This is a genomic window from Paenarthrobacter sp. OM7 (genome assembly GCF_029873575.1).
Classification (GTDB): Bacteria; Actinomycetota; Actinomycetes; order Actinomycetales; family Micrococcaceae; genus Arthrobacter.
Genome location: NZ_CP123579.1, coordinates 474,274 through 496,044, shown reverse-complemented (window position 1 = coordinate 496,044; position 21,771 = coordinate 474,274). Strand labels below are relative to the sequence as shown.

Here is a 21,771-nt window from a genome sequence, read left to right as displayed (position 1 = left end):
ATAGACATGGGGCACGACCACAACCACTCACACGGAATCACAGCAACCGGCAAGCACCGGAAGCGGCTCATCGCCGTCCTGGCCATCACCCTAGGCGTGGTGGGCATCCAGGTGGTTGGCGCCGTCGTGTCTGGATCCTTGGCTTTGCTGGCTGATGCCGGCCACATGCTCTCTGATGCCGCGGGCGTCTTCATCGCGCTGATGGCGGCTTGGATTGCCACCCGTCCAGCCAGTGACCAGCGGACGTACGGGTACCAGCGGGCTGAAGTACTGGCTGCCCTGGCGAACGCATTGATCCTCATCGTGATCGCGGTGGTGATCATGATCGAAGCCATCCGCCGCTTCGGGGAATCCCCGGAGATCCATACGGACGTCATGCTGTGGGCCGCCATTTTGGGTGCCGTGGCCAATCTTGTCTCGCTCCTGATCCTGCAGGGCGCGCAGAAGGAAAGCCTCAACGTACGTGGTGCCTACCTTGAGGTCCTCGGTGACCTTCTGGGCTCTATCGCGGTCATTGTGGCGGCCATCGTCATCATGACCACAGGCTTCAGCGCTGCCGACCCCATAGCATCGGTGTTGATCGCAGTGATGATCATCCCCCGCGCCTGGCATCTGCTTCGCGACGTGGTGGACGTCCTCTTGGAGGCCACGCCGAAGGGCGTCGACGTGAACATGATCCGAGAGCACATCATTGCTGTGGATGGTGTGGTGGAAGCCCACGACATCCACATCTGGACCATCACTTCCGGCGTCCCCGTGTTCTCAGCCCACGTTGTGGTGGAAGACGAAGTCCTCAACGCCAGTGGGGCGGACAGCATCCTTGACCAGTTGGGGTCCTGCCTCGGCCGTCACTTCGACACCGAGCATTGCACCTTCCAGCTGGAGCCGGTGAGCCACTCGGAACACGAGTCGCACCAGCACGCCTAGCTGGTCCCACCACCCGCGCCCTCAACCGCCACCGTCCCTGCGGCGCCGTCCACGGTAACGCGTTGACCCGTGCTGATTCGCGATGTGGCGTCCGGAACCCCCACGACGGCGGGGATGCCGTACTCACGGGCCACCACCGCGCCGTGGGAGTTGGGCCCACCCATCTCCATGACCAACCCTCCGGCCGTGAGGAACAACGGCGTCCAGCCGGGGTCCGTTGACGGTGCTACGAGGATTTCTCCGGGAGCCAAGTGCGCGCCAACGGGGTCCATGATGACTCTCGCAGGAGCTGTGACCTGTCCCGTCGACGCCGGACTGCCGGACAAAGTGCCAGGGCGCTGGGGCCCGCTGATCCCGGGTGCGGCTTCCGGTTCGGTGCCATCTGACATCAGCACCCTCGGTATGCGCCTCCGCAGCAGTTCCTGCCCATAGGCGGCGCGTCGCTCAGCAACCAATTCCTGCAGGTTATCTCCGGCCAGTGCGGTCTCGGCTTCGTCGAGGTCCAGGAAAAAGATGTCCTCGGGGCGTTCGATCCGGTGCGCTGCGGCAAGCTCATTGCCGATGAGAAGCAACTGCTTCCGCGCAACGGATAGACCCAGGACCAGGTTGTACTTGGGTAACTCGCGCAGTCCAGCGAACCTCCGTGTGCGATCCAACGCCATGCCAACCACCGCCGCGTGCAACGGGCTCTTTGTCCTGGCCCGCGCTACGAAACGCGCTACCTGTTCATCGGCGTCGCGGGCTGCCCGCGTAAACTGCTGGTCCGGCGTCTCTGAGCCGTCCGCGAGCCTCAAATAGTTGGTGACGACGCCAAGAATGTGGGTGGGATCGTCTGACCAGCGCGGCATGCCCAGGTCGATCTCGGCGACGGCCCGGTGCCCGAAGGTGCCCAGGAACGAGCTCAATCCTGCTTGGGCAACGGCGGGGAGCTTTTCGTCCCGATACAGTTCCGTCAGTTCGTCCGCCGTTCGACCGGTCATGGAGGCAACGGCGTCAGGGTCTTTCCTCATCTGCGCCGCAAGCTGCCACAGGGCCAGGTCCATCTCGGTAGTGACGTTGTTGGGAAGGCCACGGATCACCGTTTGGAGTTCGCTGTACGAAGCTTGATCCCCCAGGAGCTTCTTGGTCAGCGCCAGCATGGCGAAGCCCAGCGCGGGAAGGGGCAGCACCTGTGGGACGGTGGCAAAAACTTCTTCCCCGAGGATTCGCTGGACGTGGCCGATCCGCTGATGGGCTGTTGCTTGCTGCGGGACGGCCAAGGTGCTGCGCAGATCGGAGCGGAGTTTCTCCACGCGTTTCAGTGCCGAGGCCGGGCGGAACAGGCCACGGAACAGCGACTCAGGAACCCGGTACTTGGCCGCAACCGGAGCAACGTGGCGAATCAGTTTCAAAGGAGTCCTGGTGGTCACTGTGAAACGTGGATCGTCAAAGAGGCCACGTATCAGAACGGCCGAGCGGGCCTCCATGAGGTCGAAAACCCGGGGCACGATCGCCCGGCCGACCCTGCTCCGCACCACCGCTGTGAGGTCGAAGAAGATGCGCTGCCCCGCCTCGTAGTACGGCGACGGGCCGGACCGGGGATCCGGAACATCGAATGCCGCGGTCCTGGCGACGGAGGAAGCGATGAGCCGGATCGCGGCCAAACCCATGGGGGTCAATGGTCGGGTGAGGCCCTGGGCGAGGCTGAAGTTCAGGAAGGCGTGCTCGCCCGGAACGGGAGGGACGCGCGTGGTTTGCGGGTACAGGGTAGTGACGGGCCGTGCTTGGGTGAGCCACAATTTTCCCTCATGGTCCATGGCCCACTCGGTGTCCTGCGGGGCTCCGTAGTGCGATTGGACCTCGCGTCCCAAGTCCACGAGTTCCAACACCTGGTGATCACTGAGGCAGGGCTGAGGGTATACATCGCCGGGTTGGTCCGGTGAGGACCCGGCGCTGCGTTCAATGCGTTCCGTGCCACCGCCAGGGATCGCCGTGATCTCCACTTTCCTGTCCCCTACGGTCCTTTTCACTATGGCACCGCGACGAACATCCACCACGTATTGATCCGGATTCACGGCTCCGGAAACGACAGCCTCTCCCAAGCCCGGGCTGGCGTCAATCACTGTCTCGTGCCGGTTTCCCGTCACCGGGTTGGCAGTGAACATGACTCCGGCGACAGCTGAGTCCACCATCTCCTGCACGACTACAGCCAAGGTGACCGATGCGTGATCGATCCCGTTGACGGTCCTGTAAGTCACGGCACGGTCTGTCCACAGCGACGCCCAACAGCGGCTCACAGCCTCCAGGACAGAGTCAGCGCCCACCACGTTCAGGAAGGTGTCCTGCTGACCGGCGAAACTCGCGAAAGCCAGGTCCTCCGCGGTAGCTGAGGACCTGACGGCAACCGGAACGTCCTCCCCCAGCTGCTGGTAGGCGGACTGCACCGCTTCGGCGATACGGGAGGGAATGCCGGCGTCGAGCACCAAGGACCGCGCGCGGGCGGCAAGCCCGTTCAGCTGATCCAACTGGTCCAACTGGTCCAACTGGGAAGCGTCCGCCTCCTTCAGTGCCGCAAGGACCTCGTCCAGGCCAATGGCCGAAAGGGCATGCCGGTAGGCATCGGTGGTCAGGCAGAATCCGGGTGGTACGGGCAGTCCGGCACGGGCAAGCTCGCCCAGGTTGGCTGCCTTTCCTCCCACCTCCGGAAGCATGGCCCCACTGATGCCGGCGATGTCCAGAATAAATTCCCCGCTGGGCTGTTGGACATCCATGGCGCAGTGGTTCCCGCGGCCTAAGCTGCGCCGAGCATTGGCCCAAACTTGTGACGGTCGGCCAGCCGGGGATCTTCACGATCCGGAACAACCAGCACAGGACCCTTGGCATGGTGGAGGACGCCGTCCGAGGTGGAACCGAGCAGCATGCCCGCGAACCCGCCGCGGCCGCGTGTTCCCAGAACCACCAGTTCGACGCTGCGGCTGATTTCCACCAGCACGTCCACCGGTGAGCCGTCCCGGAGGTCCGTCTCAATGGGAAGCTGCGGGAAATGGCTCCTGAGCCACGCAACACCGGCGTCAAGCTGCACCCTGATATCCGCAAAGAGGGCATCGCGGTCCAACGGAGCCGGCACCCAAGCCAGGGAACCGCTGTACTGCGGAACAGCGCAGATGACTCGGAGCTTGGCTCCCATGCGCTGCGCTTGCTCGGCCGCTTCGAGCACTGCCACCCGGGCTTGCTCGGAGCCGTCGACGCCCACTGCGACTACGTTTTCCACCGCGCGGGGGCCAGCCTTGGCGTGCTCGGCTTTGATGTGCTTGTCTTCCGTGTTTTCGCCGAGACGGTCGGCGCAGTACAGCGGGACCGTGACGGTGGGGCATTTGGCGTGGGCAGGCAATGCGCTGCTGACAGATCCCAAAAGGCGTCCAACGAAGCCCCCGCGGCCCCGGCTGCCAAAAACGAGGAGTGCGGCATCTGCCGAGAGATCAAGGAGGACACCGGCAGCGTCGCCGTTCTCCACTGAAGCGTCAACCTCGATGGCGTACCCGGAGATCTTGTCCATAGCCTGTTTCACGATCGCGTCCGCCCCCTCGCGGATCACCGAATCATCCACAGTTGCATAACCGCCGTCCAGGCCTGATGCGGCAAAGATAGGTACGGAGTAGGCCGTCACGATGTGCAAGGGCAGCTGACGGCGTTCGGCTTCACGTGCCGCCCACACCAATGCACACTGCCCGTGCTCTGAACCGTCAACTCCAACGACAATGCCTCCTGGCGCCACTGCGTGGTCCTGGCCGTCCTGTGGCTCTTCATTGTGCCTGCTGTGCTGGTCCATGGGGCCCGCCTCTCCACCTGCTGCTTGATGTTCCGGCCATTCTGCCAGAGGTTCTCCGGCTCGGATTCCCTTCTCGCGTCAATGTCAATGGCCCGGGCAGAAGAAACCTGGAAATTCCTTCTCCCAATGCCAACTATTCTCGGTCGGCAACGCCGAATCAAGGTGACTTTGGGCTATGTGTATAACGGTCCGGGCTCGGTTCCAGGGTGCGCATTTTGCGCTGGGGATGAACAACGCGAACACGCGGACCCAGGAGGCTATCCATGGCAGAAAAAGTTCGGTAGTGTTCGAGTCACCGAATGGCCGGCAACCGTGTTCCACAGCACACTCCGGCCATTTATTGCGGCCGCTTGGGGAACTCGGACGCGACCCCATGCGATGCCTAATGGCACACACGTCAAGGAGGAACCAAGCAGTGTCACTCACGCCTGATTCCGCCACGGAACGCACCACCACCGTGGTCATCGGAGCCGGCTTGTCCGGCTTGGCAGTTGCCAGTGAGCTCAGCCGCTACGGCGTGGGCTCCATTGTGGTGGACGGGTTCGGCACGTTGTCCGCAACGGGTCCGTCAGTCCACACCGGAATGCTCCAACGCTGCGATGCAGCCGATCCCGCAGCCATGCAGGAGCGCAACGAGATCCTCCGCCACCTGCGGAACTACGCCGCAAGCCATCACCTGGATGTCCGCAGCACCACACGGGCTGTCCGCCTCGATTTCCTTGGCTCCGACCCTTCCCAACAGATCGGCTATGGACTGGCCGCCAGCATGACCACTGCCGGGCTCAGGACGGGGCTCCACGCCTCCGGCCCCCTCGAGTCCACCCGCCGCCAGTGGGCCGTCCACACTGCCAACGGTGTTCTTCTGGCCGACCATATTGTGGTCACGCGCTGCGCACAGAGCCAATTGCGCCGAATGCTGGCGGAACTCGGCATAGCGATCGGCCAAAACCTGGTAGCCGCAATGCGGGCCGTCGGGATGCACCTTGTAGGAGTCGGCGAGCTCATTACGCCCACACCGAAGGAAGTACTTCGGCAGGCAAAGGCTGTAGGCCAGGCGATATCGTCCAAGGTGGCCCTCCCTGCAGGGCCGGGCATCGCCACCGCTTAGCAGATCAAACCTGGCTGCGAACTATTCCGCACATAACTTAACGCCAAAGGCCGGTGCCCTCGAAGATGAACTCTTCGAAGACACCGGCCTTTGAACTGAAGCGTGAGGCTTATGCGCCAGCGCGTACGTAGGTCAGGGGACCCGTTGCGGTCAACCAGCTGATCGGGTGGATACCCGTCTGGTTGCCGTTGATGCCACCGCTGATGGCCTGGCCGTTGCCGATGTAGATGGCGACGTGGCCGGACTGGACGATCATGTCACCGGGCTGGGGTGAGCTGACAACCTTGCCGTAGTTCATGAACTGCATGGGACCGAGGTCGCCAACGGGGATGCCTGCGGAGCCGAGTGCGCGCTCCACCATGGCGGTGCAGTCCTGCATGATGCCGATCTGGGCGTAAGCCGAGGCAACCATGGCGGCATTGACGCCACCAACAGCCGGAGCAGCAGCAGCCGCAGGAGCGGGAGCAGCAGCGGCCGGAGCGGCTGCAGCAGCCTTGGCAACAGGAGCCTTGGCGGCGGCAGTGGTGACTGCTGCCTTCTTGGCGACAGGAGCCGGAGCAACCGGTGCAGGCTTTTCGATAACCGGAGCTGCAACGGAAGCAACAGCGGGGCGCTCGAAGTTGACCGTAGCCGTAGCCAGGGCGGTAACAACCTGGGTGGGAGCGTCGGCCGAAACGGTCTCAGCGACCGTGGCCGGGCTGGAATCCCGCTGAACCGGAGCTTCAGCAGCGTGAGCTGCAATGGAGCCGGTCAACACAAGGCCCGAGGCTGCTGCGATAACAGCTGCCTGGCGGCCAGCGCCGGAAGCGTTGCTGGCAACTGCCTTGGAGATGGAGATGAACGGATTAGGACGTACGCTGTCCGCCTTACGACGGCCGCGAAGAATGCGTGAAGACATGAAAGAGCCTCTCCCGATGCCTGCGAGGTTAGCTGTCGGATTCGGATGGGAGTCACCCGGCCACTATCTCCCGCTGTTCAGCGGAAGCATCGTGACTTCACCCCAAGGCACGCTCGAAAGCGGCCCAAAATGGGTTCCCCGTCTCTGCCGTAAGGTTTGTCTGCGAACGGATTCCGGACTGCGGCAGAGCTAGGCAATCAGACCGGAAGTGCCCGCTACGTGGAACAGGCACAGGTACCACCGTACGCGATGATCACGCGGAAGTCACATTTAAGTAACGAGAAGTACGCTTCTGGCGTGTCGCAGTAACCGTTTCGAGATCTTCGCAGCTACGTAGAAAACCCCGTTATTCCGCGGGAGAAGGGCCCTCAGGGTCGTTCGAAGCAGCCAGTTTCCTGCGGGCAGTAACAGCCAGAAAAATAACGAGACCAACAGCAACAACCGCCAGGCCCACGATGCTCCATGGGAAGGGCTGGGAGGCGTCGGCCGCGGGCTCACTGTTGCCGGTTCCCGACGCCGCAGTGCCCGGGGCCGCGGTTCCCGCCGTCGGCACCGCCGCCGAAGGTGTCGAAGCGGACGGAGCCGATGCGGACGGAGAGGCTGCCGCCGGGCCGCTGGCCGTCGTCGTGCTTCCTGCGGTGGCCGTGAAGGTAAAGGTGCCCTCGATGGGGTGCGAATCGCTGCTGACGACGCGCCAGACCACCGTGTATTCGCCTGCCGGAGCGCCTTCGCGCAGCTTCTGGACCGCCTGGTTATCGATGATTTCCACCGGGCCGTCGGCCCAGTTTTCGCCGCCCGCAGTGACCGTGACGCCCGAACCGATGGCGAGCGGCCGGTTGTTGAACGTGATGGAAACCGACGCCGGGACGTCCGTGACGCTGGTGCCACTGGCCGGCGTCGTGGATTCAGCGACGTCGTGGGCAGACGCCGGCGCCGCAGTAAACAGCAGGGCGGACGCGAAGGCAAGAGCAGCGACGACGGCGGCCAGAAGCGGGCGGATGGTACGCATGGGGCGGTTTCTCCTAGTGTTGGCTTCCTTACAGACTAGGCGAATCGTCCGGAGCGCCTGCACCGGACCGCATAGGATTTGAGGGCACACTCCCCCCGATCCCCGGAGTCTTTCATGCTTAAGCAAGGTTCTGCAGTAGACCGCTACTTCAAAATTACTGAACGTGGATCCACGTACTCGCGGGAAATTCGTGGCGGCTTCGCAACGTTCTTCGCCATGAGCTACATCGTGGTGTTGAACCCGCTGATTCTCTCCGGGGCGGATTCCAGTGGGGCATCCCTCGGCTTCACAGCCGTCGCAGCCACGACGGCCTTCGTGGCGGGCATCCTGACCATCCTCATGGGCGCGTGGGCCAAGCACCCGTTCGCCGTTGCAACCGGGCTGGGCGTCAACGCCTTCGTTGCCGTCACGGTCGCCTCGCACCCGGAACTCACCTGGCCGGACATGATGGGCCTCGTGGTCCTCTCCGGCATCACCATGCTCATCCTGGTGCTGACCGGTTTCCGTACTGCCGTGTTCAAAGCCGTGCCGGAAGCGCTGAAAACGGCGATCGTGGTGGGCATCGGCCTCTTCATTGCACTGATCGGCCTGGTCAACGCAGGCTTTGTGCGCCGGATTCCCGACGCCGCCGGCACCACGGTTCCCTTGGGCCTGGGCGTGGATGGCAAGCTCATGGGCTGGCCTACCTTGGTGTTCGCAGTGGGCCTCATCCTCACCATCGCCCTGGTGGTCCGCAAGGTCCGCGGCGCCATCCTCATCGGCATCGTGGTCTCCACGGCACTGGCAGCCATCCTCGAGTTCACCCTCCACATCGGCCCCAGCTTCGACGGCAAGAACGTCAACCCGCGCGGCTGGTCCCTCGTGGCTCCCACCCTCTCGGAGTGGGGCGCCCCGGACCTGTCCCTCATCGGCAAGGCCAACCCGTTCGGCGCGTTCCAGCACCTCGGTTTCATCGCTGCAGCACTGTTGGCGTTTGTGATCCTCCTCAGCATCTTCTTCGACGCCATGGGCACCATGGTGGGACTGGCCAACGAGGCCGGAACCGTGGACAAAGACGGCAACATCCCCAACGTCGACCGTGTCCTGCAGGTGGACGCCCTCGGCGCGATCGTGGGTGGTGGCGCGTCCGTTTCGTCCAACCAGATCTTTGTTGAGTCCGGCGCCGGCATCGGCGAAGGTGCCCGCACCGGCCTCGCCTCGATCGTCACGGGCGTGCTGTTCCTGGTGGCGATGTTCTTCACGCCCCTCATCAACCTTGTACCCTTCGAAGCCGTGGCCCCGGCACTGGTGGTTGTGGGCTTCATGATGGTCTCCCAGGTGGGCAAGATCGATTGGCAGGACTGGGGTGTCGGCATCCCTGCGTTCCTGACCATCTCCCTCATGCCGTTCACGTACTCGATCGCCAACGGCCTCGGTGCCGGCTTCATCTCCTACGTCCTGATCCGCACCTTCCAGGGCCGCGCCCGCGAAGTCCACCCGCTCATGTGGGCCGTGGCCGCTGCGTTCCTGCTGTTCTTCGGCATTGGAACCGTGGAGGAGCTGCTGGGCGTCAAGTAAGTCTCCTGCGGACCTAAGTCCGGAGTTTCAGACACCCGCCTGCTGGGACAGCTGGTTTTCGTGTGCCCGTTCGGGTGTGCTTGAAGCATGGAAACCAGCATCACCCTCGCCGTAGACGTCAACCCTGGGCCGTGGACGGGCCGCTTTGACGGAGACGGCACTGAACACCGCCGCTGGTGGCAGGCAGTAGCACCCCTGACGTCGCCCGCGCCCGCAACTGCCTCGCGTCCCGCCGTCGTGCTTGGTTTTTGCAGCGATGCCGGAGTGCGCCGCAACCAGGGCCGGGTCGGTGCTGCTGCGGCTCCCGCTGCCATCCGCACGGCGCTGGGTCCGCTGGCGTTCCATCTTGACCGGGACGTGTTCGACGCCGGTGACGTGGTGGTGGAGGAGGACTCACTGGAAGCCGGCCAAGAGCGCGCCGGACGCGCCATTACGGAACTGCTCGACGCCGGAAACCTCACCGTGGTGCTGGGCGGCGGCCACGAAACCGCGTTCGCCAGTTATCTTGGCGTGGCCGGTTCGGACACGGTCCGCGGCAAACGGCTTGGTGTCCTGAACCTGGATGCCCACTTTGACCTTCGCGACGAACCCACACCGAGCTCGGGTACGCCGTTCCTGCAGATGGCCCACGCAGAAGCCGCCGCCGGCCGCGAACTGCAGTACGCCGTCGTCGGAATTTCGGAGCCGAACAACACGCGCACCCTCTTCGACACCGCCGATCGCCTGGGAGTGAAGTACCTGCTCGATGAGCTGTGCACGCCGGAGGCAGTAGAGATTTTTGTTGCCGATTTCCTGGCCGGCGTGGACGTGCTGTACCTGACCATCGACCTGGACGTGATGCCTGCATCCGTGGCGCCCGGGGTCAGCGCACCCGCAGCCTATGGCGTGCCTTTGCCAGTGATCAACGCGGTCTGCCGGCAGGTTGCTGCGAGCGGGAAGCTCCTGCACCTGGACATAGCGGAGCTGAACCCGGAGTTTGATATCGATCACCGCACCGCGAAAGTGGCCGCGCGACTGGTGAACGCCCTGCTCGCCTAGCGTTCCCTTTTCCAGCCGCCTTCCTCCGCCTACTCTGTGGGGAGGGAAGGATGGCGATGCGCGGAACTCCTGTGCAGGACAAGTGGGCTTGGGTGGCAGGGCCGATAGCTGTGGCTCTGGGACTCGCAGCGCACATGGTGGCGGGCGGCAGCGCTCCTGCCCTACCCGTCCTCCTGGCATTCGCCGCTTTGTGTGCGCTCGCCGCCCAACTTATTTCCCGTTGGGTGCACGGACCGCTGCTGCTGCTCCTCCTTTCCGGCTTGGCACAGCAGCTGCTGCACTTCGGTTTCGAGGCTTTCGGAGGGTACTTTCCCGGCAGCGGATTACTGGACCACTTGCACGGCGGCCCGGTCTTGGGGGATGTGCCAACCGGGGATGTGCCAACCGGGGCCGCGTCCGGTGGCGGCGACAGACACCTCCTCCTCTACACCCACATGGCAGCTGCGATCCTCACGCTGCTGGTGGCTGCGGGAGTGTCGTTCGCAGTGAGTCGCGCCAAGGCGTCCACAGCTCAACGGGCAGCAACCTTGCGCAACGTTGAGTAGCCCGGCGACTACCTGCGTAGTGCTGCGAAAGCCTGCGACATGAACTTTGATCCGGCCGCCGCCAGGCGCCTAGTGTCGTTGGCACGTGGTGTACCCGAGAGGCCAGGGAGCTGCCTGCAAAGCAGCGCACGCGGGTTCGAATCCCGCCACCACGTCTGAGTGGCCCCGAGACCGGGGCCCCTCCCTGCGTCGCATTTGAGGGCAATGTTCGCTCCAACATTGCCATCAAATGCCACCTCGCGGGAGCATGAGGTGAGGCGCAGGGACTTTGCCGACCGCAACAACACGGCCGCTCCTTTGCGCAGCGGAGGCGCAGCACCATGTCACCCAGCACTGAGCCGGCGGACGGATTCCTGACCGACTACTACCAGCACGTGGCAGAGGACGATGTCCGCAGCTACACCCCCGAAACGCTGCTGGAACGGGCCCGCTACCATCGGTCTTTGGCTGAGCGGCGTGAGCCCGGGCAGGCCGTGATCGGGGTCCTGCATGAGCCCGACGCCAGCGTGGTCTCGATAGTCAGCGATGACATGCCCTATCTGCTCCCATCAGTCACCGCCGAAATCGCCAGGGACACCGCATCCATCCGGCTCCTCGTCCACCCAACCTTCACCGTCACCCGGGACCCAGCCACCCACCGCCTGACCACCATCCACAGCGCGCCGCAACGTATCGGGCTGCCCACCGGCGTCGAAAATTCAGCTGCCGTCATCAGTCCGCAGCTGGCCACCCCACATGATGGGCACGACGGCGGACCGCTCCCCGAAGCGTGGATGGCAATCGAAATCCCCCGGCTCCCGGACGATGCGGCTGCCGACCGCTTGGTGGGCCGGCTTCGGAGGGTCCTGCTCGACGTGCGGGCGGCCGCCCAGGACCATGCTGCAATCCATGAGGAACTGGCCCGCGAGGTGGAGGCCTTGGATGAGGTGGGAGGCCCGGGTGCTGAAGCCCGGGAGGCCATGGAGGCCCGTGAGCTGCTGCAATGGCTGGGTGAAGGGAACTTCGTGTTCCTCGGATATCGCGGGCGCCGGGGGCTGGGCGTGCTGCGGGATCGGGCGGACCACATGGACCAAATGGACTATATGGACCGGGAAGAGCCACCCGGAGGTTTTCCCTCCGGGAAACCCCGGCTGCTCACCCTCACCAAGTCCACCCAACGCTCCACGGTCCTGCGCCGCGCCTACCTGGACGAAATTACCGTGCAAACAGCCCGGACAACCGAACTGGGTACTGGCGGGCAAAGCACCGCCAGGCACAGCTTTGTGGGGCTCTTCTCCCCCAGTTCCACGTCACATTCAGCCCTGCAGATTCCCGTCATCCGTGACACGGTAAAGGAAGTGATCCGGGCGTTCGGCTATCCGCCCGGCTCGCATCACGGCAAGGAACTTCTGGCTGTGATCGAGGGGTATCCCCGTGATGAGCTGTTCCACATCGACTCCGGGCAACTGGCCGACCATGCCCGCGAGATCCTGCGCCTCCAGGAGCGTCACAGCACCAGGCTTTTCCTCCGGCCGGACTCCTATGGGCGGTTCATGACAGCGCTCGTGTTCCTGCCGCGCCACCGGTACAGCACGGCCGTGCGGCTCAGCATTGAACGTGAACTTCGGGAAGCCTTCGGTTCGGACGCCATCGAATTTGAGCTTCGTTTGGGCGAGTCCGCCATGGCCCGGGTGTTCTTCCGGTTGCTGTTGCCGCAGGCGGCTTCGACTCCCGGCGGGACGCCCGGCGTCGTGGATGCCGCAATCCTGGAGCCTCGGATCATCGCCGCTACCAGGACCTGGGCACAGGGCCTGGCTGAGGCACTGCAGGCGCGCTATCCCTCGGAAGAGGCGGCGCGGCTCTCCCGTGAGTGGGCCGCCGCGTTCCCGGCAAGTTACAAGGCCGACTTTGAGGTGGAGGACGCTGTTGAGGACATCTCGGCGTTCGAGAGCTTCCCGGCCGCCGACGACGTGGAGCCCGATCCCCTGCTTACCGTTTATACACGGCCCGGCACCGCCGTGCTGACCGAGGACGCCCGGATCCGGCTGTATCTGACCCGCCCCAGGAGCCTCACCCAGATCCTCCCGTTCTTCCACAATCTCGGCTTGAAAGTCCTGGACCAGAGGCCTTTCGACATGCAGCGTGGAGACGGCAGGCAGTTCTTCCTGTACGACCTCGGGCTCAAGTACCCGCGTGGCGTGGATCCCCTGGCGACGGGCGGATTGCTGGCGGGCGCGTTCTGCGCCGCCATGCGGGGCGACGCGGAGTCCGACGCCTTCGATGCATTGGTCATCCAAGAGTGCATCGGCTGGCGGAAAGTATCCATTTTGCGCGCTTACGCCAAGTACTTACGGCAGTTGGGAAGCACCAACTCATACGGCTTCATTGCAGACACGCTCTGGTCCAACCCCCGGGCAACACATGCGCTGCTGGAACTCTTCGAAGCGAAGTTCAACCCGGACCGTTACGCACCGGACCTGTTTGATCCTGAGCTCAACAACCGTTCCGGTGTCGCGTCCCACGGCGACGTTTTCGAGGAGGGCACCAGCGGGCTAAGTCACCGGACGCAGGCAATCCATACCGCCAGGGCTGCCCTGGCCGAAGCCATCGACGCCATCCCGGTCCTTGACGCCGACCGTCTCCTCCGGACGCTCGCCAGCTTGGTGGAAGCGACCTTGCGCACCAATTTCTACCAGGACAAGCCGTACATCAGCATCAAACTCGATCCCTCCGGCCTCCGGGTGGCCCCACCGCCGCGGCCACAGTTCGAGATTTGGGTTTACTCACCACGGGTTGAAGGGGTCCATTTGCGTTTCGGTCCGATCGCCCGCGGTGGCCTCCGATGGTCGGACAGGCGCGAAGATTTCCGAACCGAAATCCTGGGGTTGGTAAAGGCGCAAACGGTCAAGAATGCCGTGATTGTTCCTACCGGGGCCAAAGGTGGCTTCTTTCCCAAGCGACTCCCCGACCCGGCGGAGGACCGCGCTGCCTGGCTCACGGAGGGCCAGGAAAGCTACCGGACGTTCATCCGCGGGCTGCTGGACGTCACGGACAACCTGGTACCGGATCCCGACGGCGGCAGCAACGGTCGCGTCGTCACGCCACCGCGGGTGGTGCGGCACGACGGCGACGACTACTACCTGGTGGTAGCGGCAGACAAGGGGACGGCTGCCTTCTCTGACATCGCCAATGCCGTTGCGGCGGAGTACGGTTTCTGGCTCGGGGACGCTTTCGCATCGGGCGGTTCGGTGGGCTACGACCACAAGCAGATGGGCATCACCGCCCGGGGTGCATGGGTGTCCGTCCGGCACCACTTCAGTGAGCTCATGATCGATTCCAGGGCCCAAGACTTCACTGTAGTGGGCATCGGCGACATGAGCGGTGACGTTTTCGGCAACGGCATGCTCCTGTCCAACCACATCAAATTGGTCGCCGCCTTCGACCATCGGCACATCTTCCTGGATCCCACGCCGGACCCTGCTGAGTCCTACGCGGAGCGGGAGCGGCTCTTCAGGCTCCCCCGATCCAGCTGGGCCGACTACGATCCCGCCAAGCTGAGCCCGGGAGGCGGTGTTTTCGCGCGGACGGACAAAACCATCATGATCACCGAGGAGGTCAGGCTCGCGCTCGGTCTGGCTGAAGGTGCAGAGGCTACGGGTCAGTTGGCAATGAGCCCGCCCGAACTTCTCAGGGCGATCCTCATGGCGCCGGTGGACCTTGTGTACAACGGCGGCATTGGCACCTACGTCAAGGCGTCCACGGAGTCCCACGCCGACGTCGGGGATAAAGCAAACGACGCCATCCGCGTCGATGCCAACCGGCTCCGCACCCACATCATCGCTGAAGGCGGCAACCTGGGCGTCACGCAACGCGGCAGGATCGAGGCTGCGCTGGCGGGCATCCTGGTGAACACCGATGCGATCGACAATTCGGCGGGCGTGGATTGCTCGGACCACGAGGTGAACATCAAGATCTTCCTGGACCGCATGATTTCGGCAGGCAGGATGACCGCATCGGAACGGACAGCGTTCCTGCAGTCATTGCAGGCGGAAGTAGGCCGGCTGGTGCTCAAAACCAACGATGACCAGAACGTCCTGCTCCTCAATGACAAGCAACTGGCCGTGGAATGGAGCCCCAGCTTCGAAAGGACCATGGACTGGTTGGAATCCGTAACGGATCTGGACAGGGAACTGGAGTCCCTCCCCAGTAACGGTGAACTGCAGGCGCGGGTCCTCACGGGCAAGGGCCTGACCACTCCCGAGCTCGCGGTGCTGGCCGCTTATGCCAAGATCGAGCTCGCCCGGGAGCTCACGGAAGGCGGACTCGCTGATGATCCGTGGTTCTCGCAAACACTGCGCGAGTACTTCCCCAGGCAGGTCGCGGAGCGGTTCGGCGAACATCTATCAACGCATCCGCTCCGCCGGCACATCGTTGCCACCGTGGTAGCCAACGACATGATCAACATGGGCGGAATCGCCTTCGCTTTCAGGGCCATGGAAGAAACCACGGTGTCAGCAGCCGCCGTGGCACGCGGGTTCGTGGTGATGCGGAAGGTCTGGGATCTGGACTCCGTTACCCAGGCAATCGCCCAACTGCCGGCAACTACGCCCAGCGAGCACGGTGCCGCAGTGGCTTTGGACATGCGACGCCTGCTGGACCGGTCGGTGCGCTGGTACGTTACCCATGACTTCCGCGATAAGCCCCTGTCCGATGCTTTGGCCCGGCTGGAGCAACCGATGTCCCTCATGCGGGCCAACTTCACTGGTTTCCTGCACGGCATCAATTTGGCACACTCCCAGAAGCGGCTCGCCCATACCGATGCCGTCGGCCTGCCCCACAGTTTGGGAATCCGCGCATCTGAGCTGCTGGTCAGTTACGGGCTGCTGGACATCTCGGCCATCGCAGAGGAACTCCAGGAGCCGGCGGACGCCGTGGCGGAGGTCTACTTCGCCGTCTTCGAACGGATTTCCGCCATCCCGCTGCTGGAACACATCACCATGCTTCCGCGGGACACCCATTGGGAGTCCCTGGCCCGGGCTGCGCTCAGGGATGACATGTACCTGGTCCTCGCCGACATGACCAAAGCGGTGGTCCGGCATACTCCGCGGTCCAGGGTGGCGGCCGATCCTGTGGAACGGATCGTGGATTGGGAGCACGGAAACATCGAGCAATTGGCGCGGGTCCAAGAGACCATCCGGGAGGCCATCAAGCCAGGTCCGGTAGATATCGCTGCTCTTTCAGTAGCTGTCAAACTCCTCCGTGCCATGGTTCGGACATGAGACCCACGTCACCTGACTGCCAGTCATCTTACATATCTTGGAGCTCACCGCCTATGATTGATGGGTCGCCCTCGCATGCGGCACGTAATAGGAGGCCCCCCAATGACCCCTGCAATGACTGCAGAACGCGAAATTCGCCTGTCCTTTTCGAAGGCAGACGAGATCCACGACGGACTCGACCGCGCCGTGGATGCCTTGATCGAAAACGCAGCAGCAGACGCTGCCTGCGGAATTCTGGTGACGCGCCACGAGCCCGGCACCTACACCGTGGCTCTGGACGAATCCGTTCCCTTCGGCCAGACCCGCGAAGTACTCGCCGCCTGATACCCCAACGTATTCCCGGCAGCGACGCAAAAACCGGGGCCCGTTCCTTTCCGCATCTACTACCCGCCGAAGGGAACGAGCCCCGGTTTCTGTTTAAGCTATGCCCGTCGGAGAGTCACGCCGTCGGATTTCATGAACAGTTCCTTGCCCTCTTCGGTAACGCCGGGGCCCGAATGCTCAAGCCACACCACGTTTCCGCTGCTGGAAATTTCCTCGATCAGACCTGCGGCGATCACGTGGGCGTACTTGACCACTTCCACCCTCTCGCCAACCTTCAGCGTCTTCCAATCGGAAACCGTAGCCGAGTGAGCGTTTCGCCTGGACAGGACTGCTCCGCGTGCCTTCATTGAACTTCTACCCCTTTGTGGATGTTCTCTGTTGTGTATTGAGTTGTGTGAACAGTTGACCGTCAAGCCCACAACACCGTTGTTGTGGACGTGACGTACACCATAAGTTCTACTACATTTGCCACGCCCCGGCGCTTGCGTTGCGAACAAAGACCGGGGCGTGACAAAGATGCCCATCAGATGAGCGTTTTATTCGGCGTCAGGCCAAAATCCCGACGGCGGATTCGGCGGCCGCACGGATCGCCCCGGAACCAACCAAACGGTCAGCCGCTTCCAGTTCCGGCGACAGGAACCGGTCTGTGCCCGGCCCCTGGACTACTTCGCGAAGCACCTCAAGCACTGCCGTGCCGGCAGGACCCGGGGTGAGTTCGCCGTCGGACATTTGCGTCCGCATGTCAATGGCGCGGGCGCTGGTGACAAGCTCGACGGCGAGCACGCGCCGAAGGTTCTCCACGGCCTTGCGCAGCTTCCGGGCAGCGTGCCAGCCCATGGACACGTGGTCTTCCTGCATGGCCGAACTCGGGATGGAGTCCACCGATGCGGGCACAGCCAGGCGCTTGTTGTCCGAGACCAGGCCAGCCTGCGTGTACTGGGCGATCATCAGGCCGGAGTCAACTCCGGGATCTCCAGCGAGGAAGGCCGGCAGTCCGTGCGAGCGGGCAGGGTCCAGCATGCGGTCCGTGCGTCGCTCGGCGATGGAGCTGAGGTCCGCCACGGCAATGGCCAGGAAGTCCAGGACATAGGCCACGGGAGCGCCGTGGAAGTTTCCATTGGACGTAACGCGGCCGTCCGGGAGGACCACCGGGTTGTCGATCGCAGCGGCGAGTTCGCGGGAAGCCACAAGTGCGGCGTGGTCCACGGTGTCGCGCACTGCGCCCGCAACCTGAGGGGCACATCGCAGTGAGTAAGCATCCTGCACCTTGGTGTCGTTGATCCGGTGCGAAGCAACGATTGGCGAGTTGGACAGCACACGGAGCATGTTGTCCGCGCTGGCTGCCTGGCCGGGGTGCGGCCTCAGTGCGGCGTGGAGCTCCGGCAGGAACACCTGGTCGGTGCCCAGCAGCGCCTCGACGCTCAGCGCTGCGGTGACGTCCGCCGTCGCGAGCAACAAACGGATGTCGGCGATTGCCATCAGGAGCATGCCGAGCATGCCTTCGGTGCCGTTGACGAGGGCCAGGCCCTCCTTCTCAGCGAGGGTGACCGGCTCGATGCCGTGCTGCGCGAGCAGCTCAGCAACAGGCGGCTTGCCAGCGGTTCCGTAGAGTTCGCCGTCGGGGCCCGTTGCTTCGCCTTCTCCCATGAGGACCAGCGCGCAGTGGGACAGCGGGGCGAGGTCGCCGGAGCAGCCCAGCGAACCGAACTCGCGGACAAGCGGGGTGATGCCGGCGTTGAGGACGTCCACCATGGTCTGGAGAACCACAGGGCGGACGCCTGTGCGGCCGGAGGCGAGGGTCTTGGCGCGGAGGAACATGATGCCACGGACCACTTCGCGTTCCACGGCCGGACCCATGCCGGCGGCGTGGCTGCGGATGAGTGACTTCTGCAGCTGGGTGCGGAGGTCGTTGGGGATGTGGCGGTTGGCAAGGGCACCAAAGCCCGTCGAAATCCCGTACGCCGGGACATCGCTGGTAGCGAGATCGTCAATGTGCGCACGGACCTTGGCGACGTTGTCCAGGGCATCCTGGGAAATGGTCACCTTGGCGTCGTGGCGTGCGACGGCGACCACGTCTTCGGGCGTGACGCCGCTGGAGCCGAGGGTGACGGTCAATGGTTCGTGGGTAGTAATAGTCACTGTTGCTGCCTACTTCTCGTTCATGGGGATGCGGACGCCGCGTTCGTTGGCGACGTCGATGGCGCGGTCGTAGCCGGCGTCGACGTGGCGGATGACGCCCATACCGGGATCGTTGGTCAGGAGCCGTTCCAGTTTCTGGGCTGCCAGTTCCGTGCCGTCAGCGACGGAAACCTGGCCAGTGTGGATGGACCGGCCAATACCAACACCACCACCGTGGTGAATGGACACCCACGTAGCGCCCGAGGATGCAGCAGTCAGCGCGTTCAGCAACGGCCAGTCAGCAACCGCGTCCGAGCCATCCTTCATCGACTCGGTCTCCCGGTAAGGGGACGCCACGGAACCCGAATCCAGGTGGTCACGGCCGATCACGATCGGAGCCTTGACCTTGCCCTCGGCGACGAGCTGGTTGAAGAGCAGACCAGCCTTATGGCGTTCACCGTACCCGAGCCAGCAAATACGGGCCGGCAGGCCTTCGAATTCAACCCGGTCGGCCGCAGCGTCAATCCACTTGTGGAGGTGCTTGTTCTCCGGGAACAACTCCTTGATGGCCTTGTCCGTCACCGCAATGTCTTCCGGATCGCCCGAGAGCGCGACCCAGCGGAACGGGCCCAGACCCTCGCAGAACAACGGACGGATGTATGCCGGGACGAAGCCAGGGAATTCGAACGCACGGTCATACCCACCCTTGCGGGCCTCGTCACGGATCGAGTTGCCGTAATCAAAGACCTCAGCTCCGGCGTCCTGGAACTCCACCATCGCCTGGACCTGGCGGGCCATCGACGCCTGGGCCTTCTTGGTGAACCCCTCCGGATCGGCCTCAGCCTCGGTGTGCCACTCGGCCACCGTGATGCCCTCCGGCAGGTAGGACAACGGGTCATGAGCGGAGGTCTGGTCCGTGACCACATCGAACGTGACTTCGCCGGCCTTGTGGCGGCGCAGCAATTCGGGGAAGACTTCCGCGGCGTTGCCCACGTAACCGACGGACCAGCCGCGGCGCTCGTCCTTTGCGGCCTGGACTTTGGCGATCGCAGCATCCAAATCGGTTTCGACCTCGTCCAGGTACCGCTTACCCACACGCCGACGCAGGCGGGACTCGTCCACATCAACAATCAAGCACGCACCATCATTGAGCGTCACCGCCAACGGCTGCGCCCCGCCCATGCCACCACAACCACCAGTCAGGGTCAAGGTACCGGCGAGCGGCCCCTCCGTGGAACCTTCAGCCGCCGGTGCCGGGTGGCGGCCCTCCGCGGCGAGCTTATTTCCGACAGCAGCGAACGTTTCGTACGTGCCCTGCAGGATGCCCTGGGTGCCGATGTAAATCCATGACCCAGCAGTCATCTGCCCATACATCATCAAACCCTCAGCCTCGAGCCGACGGAACTCAGGCCACGTCGCCCAATCCCCCACCAAATTCGAGTTCGCCAACAACACCCGCGGCGCCCACTCATTCGTACGGAAAACACCCACCGGCTTCCCCGACTGCACCAGCAGCGTCTCGTCCTTCTCCATGGTCTCCAGCGTCCGGGTAATCGCATCAAACGCAGCCCAGGAACGCGCCGCACGGCCCGTGCCACCGTAAACCACCAAATCATCAGGACGCTCAGCGACCTCAGGATCCAGATTGTTCATCAACATGCGCAGCGGCGCTTCCGTCTGCCAGGACTTGGCAGTCAGCTCCGTACCCCGGGCAGCCTTGACCGGGCGGGCTCCTGTAGTGAAATCGGCGGGTGCCATGGTGGCTCCTTCGTCTTGGAAAGTGTGTGCTGGAAAGATCTTCTGCTTCTACTAAAGCCCCTTTATCAAGCGGCGGGAACGGCTTTTGAAGGGGTGCTGTCCGGGATTACAGACCGTTAACCCCCTCGCATTCCAGCGGCAATGAGCGCATGCTGGACCCATGGCAACGTTCCGCGTTTCGACCCTTGTCGCAGCACCACCCGAACGCGTTTTCGCGACGTGGACGGATCTTGACCGGTACCCTGAGTGGATTGGCGGAGTCACCCGGGCGGGCGATCTGGTTGGTTCGATCGATGTGCCCGGCAGCCGCTACACCCTGTGGTTCGGGCGGATGGCCAGCCCCACCGAAATCCTTGAGGTTGAGCGGCCTTGGCACATCCGCACCCGTTTCGGCAATGCCATCCTGAAGGGCGAGTCAGATGTAACGTTCACTGCCGAGGGCCACGGTACGCGCATCAACCAGGTGTTCGTCACCCGGGGATTTATCGCCGGAATCTTCGGGCGGCTGTTCGCTTTGGGGTCCTACCGCGGCAGCTTCCAGGGTGAACTGGATACTTTCCGAAAACTCGTCGAGCGCGATGCCATGGGGCCGGGCTAGCCCGCAGGGCGGCCGTGGATCCGGACCGACAGTTCGTCTGCCGCCTTCCGGATACGTGAAGCCAACACCGGCCATTGCTCAGCCGGCACTTTGTCCTCCAAGAAGGTAACGGCGACTGCCGCCGTCGGCCAGCCCACGTGGTCCGTCACTGCGGCGGCGATGGAGCCGAATCCCGGCGTAATCTCGCCGTTTTCCGTGGCGTAGCCACGCTGCCGCACTTGATCGAGGTGAGACGACAACGCGGAGTATTTCATGATGGGGAACTCCACCTCGTGCCGCGAAGTGAAGGCCGCGGCGTTTGGATACAGCGCGCGGACCTGCGACTTTGGCAGTGCGGCCAGGATGGCGCGGCCTGACGCGGTGAGGTGGCTGGGCAGGCGGACCCCGACGTCGGTCACCAGGCTGGGGCGGTTCTTGGCGCGTTCCTCCACGATGTAGAGGACGTCGCGGCCATGAAGCACCGCGAGGTGCGCGCTTTCGCCGATCACATCAACCAGTGACGCGAGCATGGGCCGGCCAAGCCGGGACAAAGGCTCCTGGCGTGAGTATGCCGAGCTGAGTTCGAAGGCGCTGATGCCGAGCCCGTATCGCTGCTCTTCGTGGAGGTGCAGGACGAAGCCGTTGGCCTCCATCACACCCAACAGGTGGTAGACACTGGATCGTGGCAAGCCCAGTGCCGTGGCGATGTTTGACGCCGCCATCGGGCCTCGTCGCGAGGCCAGCAGCTTCAGGATCCGCAGGGTATTCTCGGCGGCAGGGACTTTGGAAGTGGCCTTGCCTGGTGCCACTGGCGACGTTGTCATGGTTCCTCACTGCTCAGGGTTC

The 21,771-nt window shown here is 63.8% G+C and carries 16 protein-coding genes, 1 tRNA gene and 1 riboswitch; of the genes, 9 read left to right on the top strand and 8 right to left on the bottom strand.

The features are described 5' to 3' along the window. Window positions 1–6: 6 nt before the first annotated feature. Window positions 7–927 (top strand): cation diffusion facilitator family transporter, encoded by a 921-nt coding sequence (locus QEH68_RS02420; RefSeq protein WP_207596014.1) that lies wholly within the window; start codon window positions 7–9, stop codon window positions 925–927. Here the strand turns inward: QEH68_RS02420 and QEH68_RS02415 are convergent. Both QEH68_RS02415 and QEH68_RS02410 read right to left on the bottom strand, forming a co-directional pair. Further along, a complete protein-coding gene (locus QEH68_RS02415; RefSeq protein ID WP_280626274.1) occupies window positions 924–3,677 on the bottom strand; it encodes a PEP/pyruvate-binding domain-containing protein in 2,754 nt (917 codons plus the stop codon). The genes QEH68_RS02420 and QEH68_RS02415 overlap by 4 nt on opposite strands. 20 nt (window positions 3,678–3,697) lie before the next feature. After that, complete coding sequence (locus QEH68_RS02410) at window positions 3,698–4,735, bottom strand: universal stress protein (RefSeq protein WP_207596012.1); 1,038 nt, start codon at window positions 4,733–4,735, stop codon at window positions 3,698–3,700. Between the two features lie 415 nt (window positions 4,736–5,150). Here QEH68_RS02410 and QEH68_RS02405 point away from each other — a divergent pair, with 415 nt between their 5' ends. Next, window positions 5,151–5,843: an FAD-dependent monooxygenase gene (locus QEH68_RS02405; RefSeq protein WP_242703497.1), complete on the top strand. Its 693-nt coding sequence runs from the start codon at window positions 5,151–5,153 to the stop codon at window positions 5,841–5,843. A gap of 109 nt (window positions 5,844–5,952) precedes the next feature. Here QEH68_RS02405 and QEH68_RS02400 read toward each other — a convergent pair whose 3' ends face one another. Further along, window positions 5,953–6,741 carry an NlpC/P60 family protein gene (locus QEH68_RS02400; RefSeq protein ID WP_207596010.1) on the bottom strand — a complete coding sequence of 263 codons (789 nt, stop codon included), beginning with the start codon at window positions 6,739–6,741 and terminating at the stop codon, window positions 5,953–5,955. Between the two features lie 3 nt (window positions 6,742–6,744). Further along, a riboswitch (cyclic di-AMP (ydaO/yuaA leader) is annotated at window positions 6,745–6,937 on the bottom strand. 150 nt (window positions 6,938–7,087) lie between these two features. Beyond that, complete coding sequence (locus QEH68_RS02395; RefSeq protein ID WP_207596009.1) at window positions 7,088–7,750, bottom strand: copper resistance CopC family protein; 663 nt, start codon at window positions 7,748–7,750, stop codon at window positions 7,088–7,090. A 114-nt stretch (window positions 7,751–7,864) separates the two neighbouring features. On the opposite strand from QEH68_RS02395, the gene QEH68_RS02390 reads away from it, so the two are divergent. From QEH68_RS02390 to QEH68_RS02365, 6 genes are all read left to right on the top strand, one after another. Then, window positions 7,865–9,307 (top strand): NCS2 family permease, encoded by a 1,443-nt coding sequence (locus QEH68_RS02390; protein ID WP_207596008.1) that lies wholly within the window; start codon window positions 7,865–7,867, stop codon window positions 9,305–9,307. A gap of 87 nt (window positions 9,308–9,394) precedes the next feature. After that, window positions 9,395–10,345, top strand: coding sequence for a formimidoylglutamase (gene hutG, locus QEH68_RS02385; RefSeq protein ID WP_280626267.1), 951 nt, complete (start codon window positions 9,395–9,397; stop codon window positions 10,343–10,345). Window positions 10,346–10,401: 56 nt separating this feature from the next. Beyond that, the gene (locus QEH68_RS02380) at window positions 10,402–10,890 is read left to right on the top strand and encodes a hypothetical protein (protein WP_242703496.1); all 489 of its coding nucleotides are present in this window, start codon (window positions 10,402–10,404) and stop codon (window positions 10,888–10,890) included. A gap of 84 nt (window positions 10,891–10,974) precedes the next feature. Continuing rightward, window positions 10,975–11,045 (top strand) — tRNA-Cys (locus tag QEH68_RS02375). A gap of 165 nt (window positions 11,046–11,210) precedes the next feature. Beyond that, the gene (locus tag QEH68_RS02370) at window positions 11,211–16,148 is read left to right on the top strand and encodes an NAD-glutamate dehydrogenase (protein ID WP_280626265.1); all 4,938 of its coding nucleotides are present in this window, start codon (window positions 11,211–11,213) and stop codon (window positions 16,146–16,148) included. Between the two features lie 102 nt (window positions 16,149–16,250). Further along, entirely contained in the window at window positions 16,251–16,472 is a 222-nt protein-coding gene (locus QEH68_RS02365; RefSeq protein WP_089593406.1) for a hypothetical protein, read from the top strand. Window positions 16,473–16,570: 98 nt separating this feature from the next. On the opposite strand, the gene QEH68_RS02360 is transcribed toward QEH68_RS02365, so the two are convergent. The 3 genes from QEH68_RS02360 to QEH68_RS02350 all read right to left on the bottom strand — a co-directional run bounded on the left by QEH68_RS02360 (window position 16,571) and on the right by QEH68_RS02350 (window position 20,348). Beyond that, a complete protein-coding gene (locus QEH68_RS02360) occupies window positions 16,571–16,819 on the bottom strand; it encodes a hypothetical protein (protein WP_207596005.1) in 249 nt (82 codons plus the stop codon). 199 nt (window positions 16,820–17,018) lie between these two features. Continuing rightward, complete coding sequence (gene hutH, locus QEH68_RS02355) at window positions 17,019–18,611, bottom strand: histidine ammonia-lyase (protein ID WP_280626262.1); 1,593 nt, start codon at window positions 18,609–18,611, stop codon at window positions 17,019–17,021. Between the two features lie 9 nt (window positions 18,612–18,620). Then, on the bottom strand, window positions 18,621–20,348 hold the full coding sequence (locus QEH68_RS02350) for a urocanate hydratase (protein WP_280626260.1): 1,728 nt from the start codon (window positions 20,346–20,348) through the stop codon (window positions 18,621–18,623). 160 nt (window positions 20,349–20,508) lie between these two features. Here QEH68_RS02350 and QEH68_RS02345 point away from each other — a divergent pair, with 160 nt between their 5' ends. After that, window positions 20,509–20,946 carry an SRPBCC domain-containing protein gene (locus QEH68_RS02345; protein ID WP_207596002.1) on the top strand — a complete coding sequence of 146 codons (438 nt, stop codon included), beginning with the start codon at window positions 20,509–20,511 and terminating at the stop codon, window positions 20,944–20,946. On the opposite strand, the gene QEH68_RS02340 is transcribed toward QEH68_RS02345, so the two are convergent. Continuing rightward, window positions 20,943–21,749, bottom strand: a complete 807-nt coding sequence (locus QEH68_RS02340) for an IclR family transcriptional regulator (RefSeq protein WP_207596001.1) — start codon at window positions 21,747–21,749, stop codon at window positions 20,943–20,945. The two genes, QEH68_RS02345 and QEH68_RS02340, sit on opposite strands and share 4 nt — an antisense overlap. Between the last annotated feature and the right edge of the window lie 22 nt (window positions 21,750–21,771).